This window comes from Streptosporangium sp. H13245, from assembly GCF_055690525.1.
The window spans coordinates 536,864-555,013 of sequence record NZ_JBSZKT010000001.1; the positions used below are offsets into that span (position 1 = coordinate 536,864).

The window sequence follows — 18,150 nt, forward strand, 5'->3', positions numbered from 1 at the left end:
CACCCACTAGCGACTACGCTAATCGATACGGCCTGCGCACGATCCAGATCGCGCAGGGTTGACGCAGGAGAAGAACCCCGTGCCCAAGCCCAAGACTCGTAAGAAGCCGGTCTACACCCCGCCGACGACGACACAGCAGGTCAAGGTCAGCCCACGCTGGCTGGCGCCGGTCATGGTGACCTGCTGGATCGTCGGCATCCTGTGGATCGCCGTCTACTACGTGGCGCCCACCGCGCCTCTTCTCGGCGACCTCCAGAACTGGAACCTGCTGGTCGGGTTCGCGTTCATCATCCTCGGGGTGGTCCTGTCCACCCGGTGGCGCTAGCTTTTCCACAGGCATTATCCACACCCTGGGGAAGCATCAGGGTGTGGATCAACCGTAGATCCCGAGTTCGGCCTGGACGGCGAACGGCGGCAGCCCCAGCACGAGCGCGACCAGGACGATCAGCACCGCCGCGCAGCCTCCCCACTGGATTGCGCTGCGGTTCCTGGTGGGGGCGAAGGCGAAGATCACGGCGACCAGGGCGCCGGTGACCAGGCCGCCGAGGTGTCCCTGCCAGCTGATGCCGGGGACCACGAAGGTGATCAGGGCATTGGCGCCGATCAGCCAGAGCACGCCCTGGGCGTTGTAGCCGAGCTTCTTGGCGAGCACGAACAGCGCGCCGAACATGCCGTAGATCGCGCCCGAGGCGCCGACCGCGGCGATGCCGAACAGGTAGATCGCGACGGACCCGCCGAGCGCGGCGAGGAGATACAGCGTCAGGAACCTGGCCGACCCGAGGCGCCGCTCCAGCTCGGGGCCGATGGCGTAGAGCGCCCACATGTTGAACACGATGTGGGTCAGGGCCCAGCTGGAGCCGCCCAGCGGCTGGTGGAGGAAGGCGCCGGTGATGAGGCGCCACCACTCGCCGTGATAGCCGACCTCGTAGGCGTTCATCGTGAAGTTGGCCAGCACCCAGTTGGTGTTCACGGTCTCGACGGCGTACGCCAGAACGTTGACGATCAGCAGCGCCCAGGTGACCCGGGGCGTGGTGACCGCCCGGCCGCCGAACACGGACTGCGCCTGCCGCACGCCCCGGTTGCCCTCGGCCACGCACTCGGGGCACTGGAAGCCCACCGAGGCGTCGCGCATGCAGTCGGGGCAGATGGGACGGTCGCAGCGCTGGCAGCGGACGTAGGTCTCACGTCCCGGATGCCGGTAGCAGGTGGGGACAACGGTGTCGGGCTCGTTGGACGGCTGGGTGGTCATGTGTGTGGCTGGCCCCTTCGAGCGTGCTGTTATCCACAGACTGCCAGCCTATTCACGATCCCGAGCGCCCGTACACCCGCGAATGGCGGCCTCCGGGAGAGGCCGCCTGCGGGAGGTCAGCTCTGGAGGCGCTCGATGGTCACCGACTCCAGGACCACGGGCTCCGTGGGACGGTCACGGGCGTCGGTGTCGGTCTTGGCGATGGCGTCGATGACGTCCTGACCCTCGACCACCTCGCCGAAGATGGTGTGCTTGCCGTTCAGGTGCGGCGTGGGCACCACCGTGACGAAGAACTGCGAGCCGTTGGTGCCTCGGCCCGCCTGGATGCCGGCGTTGGCCATGGCGAGGAGGTACGGGCGGTTGAAGTAGAGGTCCGGGTGGATCTCGTCGTCGAACTTGTAGCCGGGGCCGCCGACGCCCTGGCCCAGCGGGTCGCCACCCTGGATCATGAATCCCGCGATGACCCGGTGGAAGACCGTGCCGTCGTACAGCTTGGCGTTGGACTTCTGGCCGGTCTCCGGGTGCACCCACTCGCGGGTGCCCTCGGCGAGCTCGACGAAGTTTCTCACGGTCTTGGGCGCGTGATCCGGGAAGAGCTGGACCTTCACGCTACCGCGGTTGGTGTTGAGGTTCGCGATCAACTTCTCAGCCATGATCGGACTGCCCCCTTCAGGTCGTAGGCAATACCTGTGCAACGTATTGCTTTTGTGGCACTTTGACGATTTCGGCCGTAGCCGCATCCCCAAGCATCCTCCCACGGGCCGTCATGATTGAGCCGCCTTCGAGCGGGAAGGGGTGGCGACGGGGCCCCAACGAATGGGGAGGTTGTTGTGCCTCTAGCACTGTTTGGAAAGCGCCACATGAAGATCGTGGCTCCGGAAAGGCGGCTGCGCCACGTTAAGGCTCAGGCCGTCCGAGCCGCGGATCGGGTCGGCCCGATGGCCAGCCAGGCCCGTGACGCGGCCAGTCATCACGCACACGACGTGGCCGTCCAGGCTCGCGACGTAGCCGGTCACGCCCGTGAGATGGCCGGCCAGGCCCGTGAAGTGGCCGGTCAGGCTCGCGACGTGGCCGGTCAGGCTCGCGACGTGGCCAGTGAGAAGATCATCGTGGCACGTGGGTGGGCGGCACCGAGGCTTGACGCCGCCGCGCACTCGATCGAGGAGCAGCTCGCGCCGAAACTCAGCGCCGCGCTGTCCCAGGCCGCCGCGAGGATCGATCCCACTCCCGCGAAGTCCAGGAAGACGCCGATGCTCCTGCTGTTCGCGGGCGTCGCGATCGCGGCCGCGGGCTACGTCCTGTACCGCAGGAACGCCGACCAGTGGGCGGACACGCTGAAGGAGAGCGCCTCCGACGCGTCCCAGTGGGTGGGTCACAAGACGGAGGCGGTGGCCGGGAAGGTCTCCGGCGCGGCGGAGGACGCCGCGACGAAGGCCGACGAGATCGGCGCCAACGCCGACGCCAGGGCGGAGCACACGTCGACGTCGCACACGTCGCACACGCCCAAGAGACACCCCTAGGGTCCGGAGCGCGCCGATCGGGCTTTAGGCTCCTGGGTTTCGGTCAGGTCAGGCGGACACGGCGTACGGTGCCGTGCGTGGGTACGGCCCGCACCTTCGCGAAGGTGCGGGCCGTACCCACGCCCGTCGGCACTCCCGTACGGCGACCCGTTGACCGATCCCCAAGCGCTTGTTAGAACGTGTTCCTCGGACACAAGGAGCACCGATGACGCTGTCGCCCCTCGACGACCATCCCGTACACCAGTCGCCCGAGGTGATGCGGCACGTCACGACGTCGGACCGCAACTTCTACGACCGGTACTACTTCAACTGCCACGCCGGATCCGACGAGCTGATGCTCATCGCCGGTCTCGGCCAGTATCCCAACCTCGGGGTCACCGACGCGTTCGCCTGCGTGCGCCACCGGAACCTGCACCGCGTGGTCCGGGCCTCCCGGGAGCTCGGCGACGACCGGATGGACACGAGGGTCGGCCCGTTCAGGGTCGAGGTGATCGAGGGGCTACGGCGGCTGCGGGTGGTGCTCGACCCCACGGAGCACGGCCTGTCCTTCGACCTCACCTGGGAGGGCACCGTACCGGCCACGCTGGAACCCCGGCACTTCCTGCGCCGGCAGGAGCGCGTGGTGTTCGACTCCTCCCGGATGGCCCAGACCGGCCGGTGGACCGGGCACATCCTGATCGGCGACGAGCGCGTCGAGGTCACCCCCGACCGCTGGCAGGGCGCCCGCGACCGCTCGTGGGGCATCCGGCCGGTCGGCGAACCCGAGCCCCCGGGCATCCAGGCACGCGACACGGGCACGTTCTACTGGCTCTACGCGCCCGTCCAGTTCGACGACCACGCCATCCTCTGCATCGTCCAGGAGGACGAGAAGGGCCGCCGGGTGCTGGAGGAGGCGGTGCGCGTGTGGGGTTTCGGGTCCCCCAGGGAGGGCGAGGAGGAGTATCTCGGCCGTCCCGAGTACCGTCCGGCGTACGTGGACGGTACCCGGGAGGTGCGCGAGGCGACGATCTCCTTCTCCCCGCCGGGTGGAAAGCCCTTCGACCTGCGCTGCACCCCGATTCTCCCGGTGCACCTGATGGTGGGCACCGGATATGGCCTGGAATCGGATTGGAAGCACGGCATGTACCAGGGTCCCCACCCGGTGGTCCAGGGCGTCACCCACACGCTGCCCGAGGACGCCGCCAAGATGTGGGGCATGGTCGACGCGGTCGGCCGCTTCGAGTACGACGGCCGGATCGGCTACGGCCTGTACGAATACTGGGCCCTTGGCCCGCACCCGTCCTTCCCCGAGGGCTGATCCCCGCCCGGGACCCGCCACTCCGGCCCCGGCCCCCGTACGGCGCGGACTCCCGAACCGGTCCCGCGTGGTCGTCCCCGGTGGTCCGTGGTCCTGGGCTCACCGGGATCTTCGCGCGGGTTTCCCGGTTCGCGGCTTTCCCGGATCACCTCCGAGCCGCCCGTGAGCGGCTGCGAACCGGCCGGGGTCATTCCCGCACGGATACCCCGGCCGGTTCGCAGGTCTTTTCCGGGGACGCTCCTCGGCTCTCCGGGGCCGTCCCCGCGAGGTCACTCCTCGTCGGCCTTCTGGACGCAGGTGACGACGGGCGTGCCGCCCTCCGCGAGCTCGCCCCTCACCATGACCCGGGTGGCCGCGGCCCCCTCGGGAGCGGACACGGCCGCGGAGAGCGTGGCCACCTCCCCGGGCTTCGGAGTCCCTTCGGGATGGGGCTGCGCGACCATGGCCTTGATCTCCTTGGGCGGGACGGGAGGCTCCGCGTCCGGCCTCACCGCCCGGAGGTCCTCGGTGACCGTGACGTGGCCCGCCTCGGTCTTCCCGAAGGTCTTCCCGCCCGCACCGGCCTGTCCTGGCGGCAGGGCGGGAAGGGCGGGGAGGGCGGGGAGGGCGGGCACCGCGAGAGTGGCTCCGTTCTTCTCCAGCTCCTTGCGTTCGGCCTCGGTGAGCGCGCGCGTCGTCAGGGTGATCTGGCCGCCGCCCTCGCAGCCGACGACCACCACGCCGTCCTTGGGAAGGGGGGCGGGAGTGGGTGTGTCGGCGCTGGCGGCCCCGGTCAGCGTGGCCATCAGAGCCCCCGCGGTCACCACGGCGGCGGCGAGCATGCGAATACGCATGGGTTCTCCTTGTCAGGGTCAGACGAATCGGCAGGCGGGCCGGTGGGCGGTTCTGCGGATCACAGGCTGCCGCCCGTTGCCTGAACCCAGGCTGAAGGCGCCGGAAATCGTCTTCAGGTTGGCTTTAGGCGCGGTACGGCACGCTGGACGGCATGCGCGTGCTGCTGGTTGAGGACGAGAAGCGCCTGGCCCACCTTTTGAAGGAGGGGCTGGCAGGCGAGGGGTTCGCCGTCGACGTCGCGTACGACGGACGCGACGGGCTGTGGATGGCGACCGAGAACCCGTACGACGTGATCGTGCTCGACGTCATGCTGCCCCGGATGAACGGCTACACCGTCTGCGCCAAGCTCCGCGACGCGGAGAACTGGACGCCGATCCTGATGCTGACCGCCAAGGACGGGGTGCACGACGAGGCCGAGGCCCTGGACACGGGCGCGGACGACTTCCTGTCCAAGCCGTTCTCGTACGTGGTGCTGCTGGCCCGGCTGCGCGCGCTGGTACGCAGGGGCGGCGGGGCGAGGCCGGTGTCCATCGTGGTCGGCGACCTGACCGTCGATCCGGCGGGGCTCCGCTGCCGCCGGGGTGAGGTGGAGATCGCCCTCACGCCCAAGGAGTTCGCGGTCCTGCACGGCCTGGCGCGCAGGCAGGGCGAGGTGGTCTCCAAGAGCGAGTTGCTGGCCCAGGCGTGGGACTTCTCCTACGACGGCGACCCGAACATCGTCGAGGTCTACGTCAGCGCGCTGCGCCGCAAGATCGATTCTCCGTTCGGCCGCTCGTCACTGGTGACCGTGCGCGGCGCCGGCTACCGGTTGGAGGCCTGAGATGGCGTCGCGCCTTTCAGTACGGCTGCGGGCGACCCTCGCGGCCACCGCCATCGTCGCGGTCGCGCTGGGTGTGGCGTCGGCGGTGCTCGTCGGTGTGCTGACGGGAAGCCTGACGCGGAGCGCCTCCGACGAGGCCGCCCGCCGTGCCGGCGCGACCGCCGACGTGCTCGCGGGCGGCACGGTGATGCTCGACGTCCCGACGACCGGCGTCCCGACGACCGGCGTCCCGACGACCGGCGTCGCGTCGGCGGGCGGCCTGGAGGCCACCACGGCGACGGCCGCCGCTCCGTCGGTCACCGTGGTGACCGTCACCGGACCGCGGAGCGGTACCGTCCGGTACTCGGAGCCCGCCGTCCTCGACCCCGACGTCAAGATCTTCACGCGCCCCGTGTGGTCGGCCTCGACGCTCCCCGCTCCGGCTCCGCCCATCGGCCCGTCTTTTGACAGCTCGTCGTCCATCGGTCCGTCTTCCGGCGATCCGTCGTCCACCGGTCCGTCGTTCGGCGGGAAGGCCGAGGCGTCACCCTCGGTGGTAGCCATGAAGGGTGTGGCGGCCTCGCAACCGGCCGAGCTGGCGCGATGGGCGCCGGGCGACTCCTTCGCCCTGGCCACGATGCCCGTGAACACCGCGAACGGCACGCTGTTCGTACAGGCCAGGGCCTCGCTGGAGCCCACGGGGGACGCCCTGGAGTCCCTGCGCGGCCTGCTGCTTCCCGGCATTCCCGCGCTGCTCCTGCTGGTCGCGGCCCTGACCTGGCTCGCCGTCGGCCGGGCACTGGCACCGGTCTCGGCGATCCGTGCCGAGATGGCCGACATCACCGCCAGCGACCTGCACCGGCGGGTCCCCGTACCGAGGTCGCGCGACGAGATCGCCCGCCTCGCCGAGACCATGAACCGCACGCTCGACCGCCTGGAACTGGCCGTCAGCCGACACAAGCGCTTCGTCGCCGACGCGGCCCACGAGCTCCGCAGCCCGCTGGCCATCCTGCGGACCCGCCTGGAGCTGGCCCGGCCGGGGCCGCTGGCGGCCGAGGCGCTGACCGACGTGGAACGGATCCAGGCGCTCACCTCCGACCTCCTCCTGCTCGCCCGCCTGGACGCCGGTGAGCCCATCTGCCACGAGGAGGTGGACCTCGGCCAGGTGACCGCCGAGGAGGCGGCCAGGTCGCGGCCCAGGCCGGAGATCAAGGTCACGCTGGAGGTGGCGGCCGACACCGTGGTCCTCGGCTCCGCCGGGCAGCTGCGCCGCCTGGTGGCCAACCTGGTCGACAACGCCGTACGTCACGCGAGTTCCACGGTCACCGTCCGGCTGGCCGTGGAGGATGGCGAGGCGGTGCTCGACGTGCGCGACGACGGGCCGGGCATTCCCGCCGAGCACCACGAGGCGGTCTTCGACCGCTTCACCCGGCTGGACGAGGCCAGGGACAGGGACGCGGGCGGTGCGGGTCTCGGGCTGGCCATCGCGAGGGACATCGCGGTACGGCACGGTGGCGGCCTGCGTGTCGCGGGGAAAGATCGCGAAGCCTGGCTACAGGCCCGTTTTCCTGTGATATGAACCACACACGTGATCAATCACGGAGCCCTTCACTCCCCAGGAGGCCCGCCATGCCCGCCCCCACCCGTCGCTTAATGATCTTCCGAGGTCTCGCGGGCGGCGCCGCCGCCGTGATCGCGTCGGCCACCGCATGGGTACGCCCCGCCCAGGCCTCCGAGGAGACCGAGGAGGCCGCCGGTCCCGTACTCGCCAAGACCACGAGCATCCCCGTCGGCGGCGGCCGGATCATCAAGGGCACGTGGGTGGTGACCCAGCCGGTGAAGGGCACGTTCCGTGCCTTCAGCGCGAAGTGCACGCACCAGGGCTGCCCGGTCTCCACCATTCGCGGCGGGACCATCAACTGCGCCTGTCATGGCAGCAAGTTCCGGATCGCCGACGGCTCGGTGGCCAAGGGCCCGGCCAAGCGACCGCTGGCCCGCAAGAAGATCAAGGTCTCCAAGGGCGTCATCCGGCTGAGCTGATCGACCGGCACTCACCCGGATCCCGCGCATCCCCCACGGCCCCCGATCGGAACCCGCCGCGCGGACAGGGTGCTGTCGCTCCAGCCCGGCGTCCCACCTGCCGGAGGCCGGGCGACGGCGATCACCGGCGGTAGGTAGGGCCCGCGCATGACACATGCGCGGGCCCTACACGTCAGCCGTGGGTTCCGACCTTGCAGCGGTCCGTACCGATGACGTCCTCGCAGAGCGACATGCCGATGACGTCACCGCTGAACGTCCTGTTTCCGCAGCCGCCCTGCGACCCGTTGGCGTCACCCACCTTCTGCGGTCCGGTCGTCCCTCGCACTATGAAATTCGCGTACACGCCGTTTCCATCGTTCTCCATATCGCAGACTTCGACCCATCGGTGGTCCGAGCCGATGGTGGCGTAGTCGCTCTCATCGAAAATTCTCAGCGAATGCGCCTGGGCCGGCATCGCCGAGGCGAGCACAAGCGCACCCATTCCAGCGAGTACCGACAGCGTCTTCAGAGGTGCTCGCAGGGGATTCACCGATCTCATCTTCTACTCCCTTGGTCGACAGAGCGCTTGGGCTGGCCATCCGTCCCGGCTCGTCACGAACTAAAGAATGATGGAAGCGGAGAGGAAATCCTTGTCTGACCGTGCCATGTAATTGACCGCCCGTGCCATCTACGGCACCCACCGGGCCACTGCCTCAGGCAGTGCGGAAAACGTGACCGGAACGTGCGGGTCAGAGAAACCCCGGGGGACGGCGGCGTGGATCGACCGCGCCCGAAGGGGTGATCGCATCATGACGGCGACCTCGCGGGCATGCTCGGCGTACGCGGGTCTCGGGCGACAGCGGAACGGCCGTTGGGCCGGTGGCCGCCCCGAGTGGAACCACGCGGCCGAGGTTTCGTCCTGGCCGGCGTGAATCGCCTGGGTCCTACTCATCACCGAGCGGGTACGTGACGCGAGATTGATGACGACAAGGAAGCGCACGAGAGGAAAACCCCAGGTGATGGTGGGGGTAGGCAGTTCCGCCCCCACCGTCGGCGACGGTTTCACGTGAATCAATGCGCTTCGCACGGCGGGGCGGAAAGGTCACTCCGGCTCGCGCCCACCGGAGAGGGAGAGGGAATATTCGGATGCGCCCGCCCAGGGGGCGGCGAAAGAATACGCGGTGCGGTGGATCCGGTGATCCGCCCGCTCGTCCGTCCGTCCGGCGGCCCGGATACTCGACGGTTCGGTGGGTCCGCGGTCCGGCCACGAGGCCCGGTCCGTGGAGCCCCATGGGAAGGATGTGAGACCGATGAGTGACATCGTCGTGCGCCCCTACGGTGGCGCCGCCGACCTGCGCAGGATGCAGGACCTCGTACGGGCGACCTGGGGGCCCGTCGCCCGGCCGCACATCGGAGGTCTCGCCTGGAGCAGGTTCCAGCACGTGGGGCGGGAGCCGGAGTGGCCGACGGCGCTGTGGGAGCGCGACGGTGACACCCTGGCGTGGGGATGGGCGATGCCTCCGGGCGAGCTGGAGCTGTTCGTGCATCCGGAGCATCCCGGTTTGGCGGACGAGGTGCTCGACTGGTTCCACGGCGTGACCACCGGCGACCGGTATCGCGGTGTGACCACCGGCGGCGAGCTGGGGGTGACCATCCTGGAGAGCGAGGAGCGGCTCGCCGCGCCCCTGTCCCGGCACGGCTACCGGCGGGAGCCCGCGGACGCGCCCTTCCTGCTGCACATGTCACGCGACCTGCGCGACCTGCCGGAGCCGGAGGTGCCGCCCGGCTTCGTCGTGCGTCACGTGCGCGGCGAGGAGGACGTGCCCGCCCGGGTGGCCGTGCACCGGTCGGCGTTCGCCCCCTCCTCGGTCACCGAGGAGAGCTACCGCAACGTCATGGGCGCGTGGCCCTACCGGCGCGAACTGGACTGCGTCGTCGAGGCGCCGGACGGCCGCCTGGCGTCGTACTGCCTGATCTGGCTGGACGAGGCCAACGGCGTCGGGGAGATAGAGCCGGTCGGCACGCACTCGGACTTCCGGCGGATGGGGCTGGCCCGCGCGGCCTGCCTGTACGCGCTGCACCGGCTCCGGGAGGCCGGGGCGGTCACCGCGATCGTCCGCCCTCGGGGGGACAGCGGGTATCCGGTGCCCGCGCGGCTGTACGGGACACTCGGCTTCCGCGCCGACGACCGTACGACCCGCCACACGCGCCCCCGGCCGGACGACCGTCACGCGCACCCTTGACCGGACGACCGCCACTCACACCCTCGACCGGACGACCGCCACTCACACCCTCGACCGGACGACCGCCACTCACACCCTCGACCGGACGGCCGTCACGCGCATCCCTGACCAGGCGACCGTCGCTCGCGCCCCCGACCGGACGACCGTCACCCGCGCCCCGGTGAGCCCCGCCGAGCGCGTCCAGTGGTTTCAGAAATGTCTCACGGATATCGCCATATAAAGCCGCCTGGAAACATATGCATATTTGCTCGGGAAAACTCCCACGAGATAACCCGAGAATCGCATGTGGATGTACAAGTCTCACCCAATGGCAAGTAACGTCACAGGATTGATCGCGCCTGTCGGCGGATAGACGTCACAGCATGCGAAGCACAGTTCAGCGTTCCCTCGTCACCGGCACCGTCTTCGCCCTGGTCACGACCCTCCCGTTCGGCGTCGCGCACGCCGTGGCCGACCCCACCCCCGATTCCCGGCACGTCCCCCTCCCGGATCAATTCACAACCCTCAAAACAGGCAGCAGGGGAATCGAGGTTCACAATGCGAAGAAAAGGCTCAGGGATTTGGGATTTCCCCCGGGAAATCTCAGCCCCACGTACGACTCCGCCCTGCGAATGACCGTATGGGCCTTCCAGAAGGCGAACGGGTTGAAGCCCGTCGACAGAATCGACCCGCCGACCTGGCAGGCCCTCCTGCACCCCCGTCGCGTCAGGCCCCTGGTGGCGTACGGGGAGCGCGACAGGACCGAGATCGACCTGCGGCGTCAGCTCCTCGTCGCGTGGAGGGACGGGAAGCCCGTGCTGGTGACCCACATCTCGACCGGTGCCCGCAGACCGTACTGCGAGAAGGGTCACTGCGGGTTCGCCTCGACCCCGGTCGGCGACTATCGGGTGGGGGTGCGGGTCTCCGGCTGGTCCACGGGGATCCTGGGGGCGATGTTCTACCCCGTCTACTTCAACGGCGGCATCGCCATCCACGGTTCCACCCTCGTCCCCCGTTTCCCCGCGTCCCACGGGTGCGTCCGGGTCCCGCTGCACAACGCCCTCGACCTCTACCGATTTCTCCAGCCGGGCAGGCCCGTGTACGTCCGCCGCCCGGAGGCTCCCGCCGAACGCCGCCAGAAGGCTCGCGCGGAACGCCGCCCGCGCATTCCCAAGGCGCGGCCTCCCGAAGCTCCACACCAACCGCACCGTGACTCCTCGCGCTCCTCGCGCTCCACCGGCGATCACGGCGGGGGCCGCCGGTGAGCCTCGGGGGCGCACTCGCGCCGGGAAGTGGCCTCCCACCACGGAAATCCCGGCCGGTACGGCGATCGGACCGACCTCACGGGCTTAGAACCGGTGCCGCGAGGTCATGATGAAGATGTCGGCAGATCATTCCGAAGGGCGTGAATCGTGATACCAACCATGATCCTGTTCGGCCTGGTCTTCGGGCGCTGGTGGCGGGCCTCTCTCCTCGCCGCCGCCGTGTTCTGGCCCGCGGTGCTCCTGGCCGGTGACGCGATCGGGCTCGACGGGTCACTGATGATGGCGGCCGCGCTGGGAGTGCTCAACGTCTCCGCCGGGGTGGCGATTCACCAGAGCGTCCTGTGGATCGTCAGGAACACGATCACGCAGCGGGCGCGGGCGAAGAATCCTTAGCCGTACGACCGCGCGTCCGGGCGGGCCGACGCGACCGCCGCTCAGGGGGAAGCCCGGGGGTCGCGACCGCCCGCGTCCGACGATTGAACGCGTCTCAGGGCCTGGTCCCCGCCAGGATCACCTCTTCGAGCACGACCGAGGCGGTCGGCTGCTCGGGCCTGTTGTACTGCCCGGCGGTGATGGCGACCACCAGGTCCAGCGCGGGCGCCACGTAGACCCGCTGGCCACCGTTGCCGAGCCCGCCCGTCCACGTGTCGCCCGAGTACCACTGGTAGCCGTAGTGGAAACCCTCGTCGATCCGCACGTGCGGGTGCAGCGCCGTCTTCAGCCAGGACGAGGGAACGACGCCGCCGCCCCCGTCGAGCACGAGCCGCCCGATCGCGAGAAGGCCGCGCGGGGTCAGCCGCAGCCCGGAGGCGGCCATGGCCGTCCCGTCCTCGCCGGTCGACCACTCGAAGCACGTGATCCCCAGCGGCTCGAACAGCCTGGCACGCGCGTAGTCCTGCACCCCCTGTCCGGTGCCCTTCTCGATGAGCCGCGCCACCAGCGCCGAGGCACCCCCGCAGTAGGACCATCGGCTGCCGGGCTCGTCCACGATCCGCCGCTCCAGGATGTAGCGGAAACGGTCGGGGGCCAGTTCCATCGCGACCTCGTCGTTGGCCGCGCTCGTGTAGGGGGCGCTCTCGTCCCACTCCAGGCCGAGCGTCATGGTGAGCGCGTGCTCGACCGTCAGCGCGGCGCGCCGGGGATCCTCGGCGAGGTCCGGATACTCGGGGAAGTGCCGCAGCAGCGGCTCGCGCGGCTCCGGCACCCGGCCGTCGGCCAGGGCGATGCCGTACAGGAGACCGACGACGCTCTTGGTGATCGAGCGGACGTCGTGGAGCGTGTCGGGCGTGAAGCGCACCCGGCCGAGCGGCTCGTTCAATCTGAAGTCCTCGCCCTCGCCGTAGTGCTCAAGGATCACCCGGCCGTGGCGGACGGCGACCACGGCGTGGAGGTCGGGCACCCGGCCCTGTTCCACGGCCAGGGCGAGACGGTCGGTGAATGTGTCACTGCTCATAATCCTGTTCTACGTCCTGCCACCGTGTCAGGATCAAGCCGGTGGGGAAAACCTCCGGTGGTCACCGTTGGATGTCGGCCGGAGGCGTGTTCCCCACGGTGCCCGGTCCCCAGTCCCGTCGCCCCCTTCTCCTCGTGCGACGGTCCCGCTCCAGGTCAGGAAGGTTTTCATGCGCGCCGCCAGGATGCATGCGGATGAGATGGAGCACGACGTCCCTCTTGTCCGCCGGTTGGTGGCCACGCAGTTCCCCCGGTGGGCGGACCTTCCCGTGGAGCCGTTCGACTCCTCCGGCACGGACAACGCCATCTACCGGCTCGGCGACGACATGGCCGTACGCCTGCCCCGCAGGGCCGGTTCCGCGGCGCAGGTCGAGAAGGACCTGCGGTGGCTGCCGAGGCTCGCCCCGCTGCTCCCGGTGCCCGTTCCCGTCCCCCTCGGCGCGGGGAGGCCCACCGAGGAGTATCCGCTGCCCTGGTCGGTCTACCGCTGGCTCGACGGTGAGAACCCGTCCGCCGGTCACCTGGCCGAGCCGGGCCCGCTCGCGGAGGATCTGGCGGCGTTCGTCGCCGCGTTTCGCCGGATCGACCTCCCGGACGGGCCGCCCGCGTACCGGGGCGGGCCGCTGGCGATGCTGGACGCCCCGGCGCGCATCGCGACCGACGACCTGCGCGGGATGATCGACACCGACCTGGCGACCTCGGCGTGGGAGTTCGCCCTCAAGGCCCCCGAGTGGACGGGCCCGCCCGTCTGGATCCACTCCGATCTGATGCCCGGGAATCTGCTGCTCGTCCGGGGACGGCTCGGTGCCGTCATCGACTTCGGCACCACGGGCGTGGGAGACCCCTCCTGCGACCTGATCGTCGCGTGGAACCTCCTCCCGGCCGGCGTGCGCGACGACTTCCGCGCGGCCCTCCGGGTCGACGACGCGACCTGGGCACGCGGGCGCGGCCGGGCCCTGGCCATCGCCCTCATCGCGCTCCCGTACTACCGGGACACGAACCCGGTCTTCGCGGCGAACGCGCGGCACGTGATCCACGAGGTCCTCACCGAGCACGAGAACGCCACATAAGCCATGTGACCAGCTCTCCCCGGTGGATGCATCCGTTTGCGGATAATCCAGAACGGTACCGGTTGGCTATGGTGGAGGGCATGACCGCCATGGCACCCGCCCGTACCCAGCCGGACCTGTCGTTCCTGCTGGACCACGTCGGCCATGTCCTGAGGACCCGGATGGCGGCGGCGCTCGCCGAGATCGGGCTGACGGCGCGCATGCACTGCGTGCTGGTCCACGCCCTGGAGGAGGAGCGCACGCAGATCCAGCTCGCCGAGCTCGGCGACATGGACAAGACCACGATGGTGGTCACGGTCGACGCCCTGGAGAAGGCGGGTCTCGCCGAGCGCCGCCCGTCCAGTACGGATCGGCGGGCCAGGATCATCGCGGTCACCGAGAAGGGCGCGGAGGTCGCACGGCAGAGCCAGGAGATCGTCGACGGTGTGCACAGGGCGGCGCTGGGCTCGCTGCCGGAAGACGAGGCCGAGGTGCTCGTACGGGCTATGAACCGGCTGGTGACGGGGCATCTGGCCGTCCCCGCGGAGGCGCCGCAGGGGATCCGGCGGGCACGGCAGCGCACAAAGTAAATCCATAGAGGATCGTCTACAACAAAACCATCTGCTACGGTCTCTCCTGTTCCCCTTCGAACAGGAGGCGGCCCCATGTCGCACACCGCACCTTCCCCTCAGCCACCCCGCACCGCCACGCCCCCGTCGCGCTGGCTCGCGCTCGCCGTACTGTCCGCCGCGATGTTGATGACGATCCTGGACGGCAGCATCGTGACCGTGGCGATGCCGGCCATCCAGGCGGACCTGGGCTTCTCGCCCGCCGGGCTCAGCTGGACCGTCAACGCCTACCTGATCGCCTTCGGCGGGCTGCTCCTCCTGGCCGGGCGGCTGGGCGACCTCATCGGCCGCAAGACCATGTTCCTGGCAGGGAACGTGGTCTTCACCGCCGCGTCGCTGCTGGCCGGAGTGTCCACCGGGCCCGGCCTGCTGATCACCGCCCGGTTCCTCCAGGGCGTCGGCAGCGCGATGGCCTCCGCGGTCGTGCTGGGCATTCTGGTGACGCTGTTCACCGAACCCGGGGAACGTGCGAAGGCGATCGGCGTCTTCAGCTTCACCGGTGCCGCCGGGGCCTCGATCGGCCAGGTCCTGGGCGGGGTCCTCACCGACGCGCTCAGCTGGCACTGGATCTTCTTCATCAACCTGCCGATCGGGCTGGCCACGATCGCGCTCGCGATCCGGGCGGTGCCGGGCGAGCGCGGGATCGGGCTCGCCGCCGGAGCCGACGTCATCGGCGCCGTGCTGGTCACCGGCGGCCTGATGCTGGGCATCTACACCGTGGTCAAGATCGAGGAGTACGGCTGGCTCGCGGCGCACACCCTTGGCCTCGGCGCGCTCTCGCTCGCCCTGCTGGCCGCGTTCGTCATCCGCCAGGCGACCGCGGAAACCCCGCTGATGCCCCTGCGGATCCTCCGCTCGCGCAACGTCTCGGGCGCCAACCTGGTGCAGATCCTGGCGATGTCGGCCATGTTCGCCTTCCAGATCATCGTCGCGCTCTACATGCAGAAGGTCCTCGGCTACGGCGCCCTCGACACCGGTCTGGCGATGCTTCCCGCCGCGGTGGCCATCGGCGGCATCTCCCTGTTCCTCTCCGCCCGGCTCAACACCCGCTTCGGCGAACGCGCCGTCCTGCTGGTGGGCCTGGCGCTCCTGGCCGGGGCGATGGGCTGGCTCACCCGCGTACCGGTGGACGCGAACTACGTCACCGACCTGCTCCCGGTGATGCTGCTCGTCGCGGGTGCCGGGCTGGTGCTCCCGGCACTGACCACACTCGGCATGTCCGGCGCCAGAGCCGACGACGCGGGCCTGGCGTCCGGGCTGTTCAACACCACCCAGCAGATCGGCATGGCCGTCGGCGTCGCGGTACTGTCCACGCTGGCCGCCTGGCGCACCGAGGAACTACTCTCGGCGGGAGAGAGCGAGGCGTCCGCGCTGACCGGCGGCTACCACCTGGCCTTCGGCATCGCCACCGCCCTGCTCCTGGCCGCCTTCACCGTCGCGCTCACCGTGCTGCGGCAGCCCAGGCCGGACACCGCCGCCCCGGACGCCACCCCCGCCACACCGGCGGCCCAGCCGGAAACCACCTGACCACCCCCGTGGTCAGAAGAGGGTCAGCGGCTCGATGGGCATCGGCTCGGGCAGCGGCTCGACCTCCGGCACCAGGGCCCGTACGTCGTCGTGAAAACGACGGGCGAGCGTCAGCGCGTCGGCGTTGTCGGGGGTGTGGATGAACACGGTCGGCGAGCGGCCCTCGCGCAGCCAGTCGGCGACCGTGCCGAGCCAGTGCTGCCAGCCTTCAACCGTGCTCGCCGGGTCGTCCCGGCCCAGGTAGCGGACGATCGGACGGTCGGTGAGGGCGACCGAGCGGCGCGGCATGCGCGGCTTCTTCGACCACGCCTCCCGTTCGGCGTCGCTGGCCGGGGGGTTACGGAAGAGGGTCGTGGTGTCGAAGGGCACCCACTCGGCGCCGACACCGGTGAGAACCCCTTCGAGAAGCCGCGCGGATCGTACGTCGTCGAAGAACGCGCGGTGGCGCACTTCGACGGCGTACCTGTGCGAGCGGGGAAGACGGCGGAGAAACCCGGCCAGGGTGCCGAGGTCGGTCGGGGCGAACGATCCCGGCAGCTGGATCCAGAGGGCGTGGGCTCGCGGCCCGAGTGGCTCGATCGTCTCCAGGAACGACCGGACCTCCTCGTCGACGCCGGTGAGGCGGCCCTCGTGCGTGATCGACTTGGGCAGCTTGACCACCAGGCGGAAGTCGGGTGTGGTCTGCCGCGCCCACGACTCCACCGTATTCCTCGCCGGTGTCGCGTAGAACGTCGTGTTGCCCTCCACCGCGTTGCACCAGGTCGCGTAGGACCGCAGGCGCTCCCCCGGAGGGAGCGGGTGGGGCAGGAAACGCCCCTGCCATGACTTGAGGGTCCACATCGCGCATCCCACATGAAGCCGCATGACCTCGACGCTATCCAAGGACGACGGAAGAGAGTGAACCGAACGCGTCCGGGGCCGGACAGCGGGGTGGTGAGATCCTCCCCGGCCCGAGGACGGCGGGAGCGACACCCCGGACGGAGTGCGAGTTCGACTACTCCGCGTCGGTCGGCACCGGGCGGATCCCCGTTCCCTGTCACCGCTACGCGAGAGAAGTCACCGGTCGTCCCTGAACGGCCCCGCTCTGACATCACCGGACGCGAGCCGGACGCGGCTTTAAACCGGGCGTCGTACGTTGTCACCGCTACACGAGAAAAACCACCGGCCGCCCCTGAACAGCCCCGTCCCGACGTCACCGGACGCGGGCCGGACGAGCGCGGCTTTACGGGAGCACTACAACCGGGCGTCGTACGTTAGATCCATTGCCCAGGCGGGCATTCCGGTAGACCATCGCATTCGCGACAGATGGGATGTTCCTTGATGAAGGCGCCATTTCTCGTAGCAGGGTTCCTGGCCGTACTCGTGGCGGCCCCGCCCGCGGTGGCGGCCGAGACCGGGTCCAGGGCCGAGGTGTCCACGACCTCCGCCGCCTCGGACAGGTCGGCCTATCCCACCGAGTTCTCCCTTCCTGAGGGGTTCCAGCCGGAGGGGATCGCCATCGGCCCGGGTCCGGCCGCGTACTTCGGCTCGCGCGGGACCGGCTCGATCTACCGGGCCGACCTGCGCACGGGCAAGGGCCGGATCATCAGCACGGGTCCGGGCACGCCGTCGCTCGGCCTCAAGGTCGACGCGCGCGAGCGGCTGTTCGTCGCCGGTGGCACGGGCGGCAACGCCCGCGTGATCGACACCCGCACCGGCAAGGTCCTCGCGAGCTACCAGCTCGCCACCGGCACCGCGTTCGTCAACGACGTCGTGCTCACCCGCGACGCGGCGTACTTCACCGACTCGGCCAACCCCGTGCTGTACAAGCTGCCGTTCGGGCGCGGGGGGTCGCTGCCGGCCGAGGCGGTGAAGGTGCCGCTGAGCGGGGACATCGTCTACACGACCGGCAACAACGCCAACGGCATCGCCCAGACCCCCGACCGCAGGGCCCTGCTCGTCGTCCAGTCCAACACCGGCAAGCTGTTCCGCGTCGACCCCTCGACCGGCGTCGCCACCCTGGTGGACATCGGCACCGAGTCCCTGGCCAACGGTGACGGCCTGCTGCTGGAGGGCCGCACCCTCTACGTCGTGCAGAACCGCCTGAACACCCTGACCTCCCTCTCCCTGAACCGCTCCGCCACGTCGGGGAAGGTGGTCCGCAAACTCGTGGACGGCCGCTTCGACGTCCCCACCACTGTCGCGTCCTTCCGCGACCGCCTCTACCTCCCCAACGCCCGCTTCACCACGACCCCCACCCCGACGACCCCGTACAACGTGGTGGCCGTCAAGCGTCACTGATCGTCCCT

The 18,150-nt window shown here is 70.0% G+C and carries 19 protein-coding genes; 13 read left to right on the plus strand and 6 right to left on the minus strand.

The genetic code is table 11. From position 1 onward, the window contains the following. Nucleotides 1-79 precede the first annotated feature (79 nt). Nucleotides 80-325, plus strand: coding sequence for a cell division protein CrgA (locus ACW9TB_RS02580; protein ID WP_472746262.1), 246 nt, complete (start codon nt 80-82; stop codon nt 323-325). Nucleotides 326-373: 48 nt separating this feature from the next. Here ACW9TB_RS02580 and ACW9TB_RS02585 read toward each other — a convergent pair whose 3' ends face one another. Together ACW9TB_RS02585 and ACW9TB_RS02590 are read right to left on the minus strand one after the other, a co-directional pair. Next, entirely contained in the window at nt 374-1,249 is an 876-nt protein-coding gene (locus ACW9TB_RS02585; protein WP_472746263.1) for a rhomboid family intramembrane serine protease, read from the minus strand. Between the two features lie 116 nt (nt 1,250-1,365). After that, nucleotides 1,366-1,902 carry a peptidylprolyl isomerase gene (locus ACW9TB_RS02590; RefSeq protein ID WP_472746264.1) on the minus strand — a complete coding sequence of 179 codons (537 nt, stop codon included), beginning with the start codon at nt 1,900-1,902 and terminating at the stop codon, nt 1,366-1,368. A 285-nt stretch (nt 1,903-2,187) separates the two neighbouring features. On the opposite strand from ACW9TB_RS02590, the gene ACW9TB_RS02595 reads away from it, so the two are divergent. After that, nucleotides 2,188-2,769 (plus strand): hypothetical protein, encoded by a 582-nt coding sequence (locus tag ACW9TB_RS02595; RefSeq protein WP_472746265.1) that lies wholly within the window; start codon nt 2,188-2,190, stop codon nt 2,767-2,769. Between the two features lie 205 nt (nt 2,770-2,974). Continuing rightward, nucleotides 2,975-4,066 (plus strand): Rv3169 family protein, encoded by a 1,092-nt coding sequence (locus tag ACW9TB_RS02600; protein WP_472746266.1) that lies wholly within the window; start codon nt 2,975-2,977, stop codon nt 4,064-4,066. A gap of 269 nt (nt 4,067-4,335) precedes the next feature. On the opposite strand, the gene ACW9TB_RS02605 is transcribed toward ACW9TB_RS02600, so the two are convergent. Continuing rightward, entirely contained in the window at nt 4,336-4,899 is a 564-nt protein-coding gene (locus ACW9TB_RS02605; RefSeq protein WP_472746267.1) for a hypothetical protein, read from the minus strand. Nucleotides 4,900-5,051: 152 nt separating this feature from the next. Here ACW9TB_RS02605 and ACW9TB_RS02610 point away from each other — a divergent pair, with 152 nt between their 5' ends. The 3 genes from ACW9TB_RS02610 to ACW9TB_RS02620 all read left to right on the plus strand — a co-directional run bounded on the left by ACW9TB_RS02610 (nt 5,052) and on the right by ACW9TB_RS02620 (nt 7,739). Beyond that, nucleotides 5,052-5,720 carry a response regulator transcription factor gene (locus ACW9TB_RS02610; RefSeq protein WP_472746268.1) on the plus strand — a complete coding sequence of 223 codons (669 nt, stop codon included), beginning with the start codon at nt 5,052-5,054 and terminating at the stop codon, nt 5,718-5,720. A gap of 1 nt (nt 5,721) precedes the next feature. Next, nucleotides 5,722-7,278, plus strand: coding sequence for a sensor histidine kinase (locus ACW9TB_RS02615; RefSeq protein WP_472746269.1), 1,557 nt, complete (start codon nt 5,722-5,724; stop codon nt 7,276-7,278). Nucleotides 7,279-7,352: 74 nt separating this feature from the next. Continuing rightward, nucleotides 7,353-7,739, plus strand: a complete 387-nt coding sequence (locus ACW9TB_RS02620; protein ID WP_472746270.1) for a Rieske (2Fe-2S) protein — start codon at nt 7,353-7,355, stop codon at nt 7,737-7,739. Between the two features lie 172 nt (nt 7,740-7,911). Here the strand turns inward: ACW9TB_RS02620 and ACW9TB_RS02625 are convergent, their stop codons facing one another. After that, a complete protein-coding gene (locus ACW9TB_RS02625) occupies nt 7,912-8,277 on the minus strand; it encodes a hypothetical protein (RefSeq protein ID WP_472746271.1) in 366 nt (121 codons plus the stop codon). 751 nt (nt 8,278-9,028) lie between these two features. On the opposite strand from ACW9TB_RS02625, the gene ACW9TB_RS02630 reads away from it, so the two are divergent. The 3 genes from ACW9TB_RS02630 to ACW9TB_RS02640 all read left to right on the plus strand — a co-directional run bounded on the left by ACW9TB_RS02630 (nt 9,029) and on the right by ACW9TB_RS02640 (nt 11,598). Beyond that, entirely contained in the window at nt 9,029-9,961 is a 933-nt protein-coding gene (locus ACW9TB_RS02630) for a GNAT family N-acetyltransferase (RefSeq protein WP_472746272.1), read from the plus strand. Nucleotides 9,962-10,323: 362 nt separating this feature from the next. Further along, complete coding sequence (locus ACW9TB_RS02635) at nt 10,324-11,205, plus strand: L,D-transpeptidase family protein (protein WP_472746273.1); 882 nt, start codon at nt 10,324-10,326, stop codon at nt 11,203-11,205. Nucleotides 11,206-11,352: 147 nt separating this feature from the next. Further along, nucleotides 11,353-11,598 (plus strand): hypothetical protein, encoded by a 246-nt coding sequence (locus ACW9TB_RS02640; protein WP_472746274.1) that lies wholly within the window; start codon nt 11,353-11,355, stop codon nt 11,596-11,598. Nucleotides 11,599-11,692: 94 nt separating this feature from the next. Here the strand turns inward: ACW9TB_RS02640 and ACW9TB_RS02645 are convergent, their stop codons facing one another. Continuing rightward, nucleotides 11,693-12,658: a serine hydrolase domain-containing protein gene (locus tag ACW9TB_RS02645; RefSeq protein WP_472746275.1), complete on the minus strand. Its 966-nt coding sequence runs from the start codon at nt 12,656-12,658 to the stop codon at nt 11,693-11,695. A 169-nt stretch (nt 12,659-12,827) separates the two neighbouring features. Between ACW9TB_RS02645 and ACW9TB_RS02650 the strand changes: the two genes are divergently transcribed. The 3 genes from ACW9TB_RS02650 (at nt 12,828) to ACW9TB_RS02660 (ending at nt 15,862) form a co-directional block, all read left to right on the plus strand. Beyond that, entirely contained in the window at nt 12,828-13,727 is a 900-nt protein-coding gene (locus ACW9TB_RS02650) for an aminoglycoside phosphotransferase family protein (RefSeq protein ID WP_472746276.1), read from the plus strand. Between the two features lie 80 nt (nt 13,728-13,807). After that, the gene (locus ACW9TB_RS02655) at nt 13,808-14,296 is read left to right on the plus strand and encodes a MarR family winged helix-turn-helix transcriptional regulator (RefSeq protein WP_472746277.1); all 489 of its coding nucleotides are present in this window, start codon (nt 13,808-13,810) and stop codon (nt 14,294-14,296) included. Between the two features lie 75 nt (nt 14,297-14,371). Next, nucleotides 14,372-15,862 (plus strand): MFS transporter, encoded by a 1,491-nt coding sequence (locus ACW9TB_RS02660; protein ID WP_472746278.1) that lies wholly within the window; start codon nt 14,372-14,374, stop codon nt 15,860-15,862. 12 nt (nt 15,863-15,874) lie between these two features. Here ACW9TB_RS02660 and ACW9TB_RS02665 read toward each other — a convergent pair whose 3' ends face one another. Continuing rightward, a complete protein-coding gene (locus tag ACW9TB_RS02665) occupies nt 15,875-16,726 on the minus strand; it encodes a DUF72 domain-containing protein (RefSeq protein WP_472746279.1) in 852 nt (283 codons plus the stop codon). A gap of 456 nt (nt 16,727-17,182) precedes the next feature. Between ACW9TB_RS02665 and ACW9TB_RS02670 the strand changes: the two genes are divergently transcribed. Continuing rightward, nucleotides 17,183-18,142 (plus strand): NHL repeat-containing protein, encoded by a 960-nt coding sequence (locus ACW9TB_RS02670; protein ID WP_472746280.1) that lies wholly within the window; start codon nt 17,183-17,185, stop codon nt 18,140-18,142. Nucleotides 18,143-18,150 lie beyond the last annotated feature (8 nt).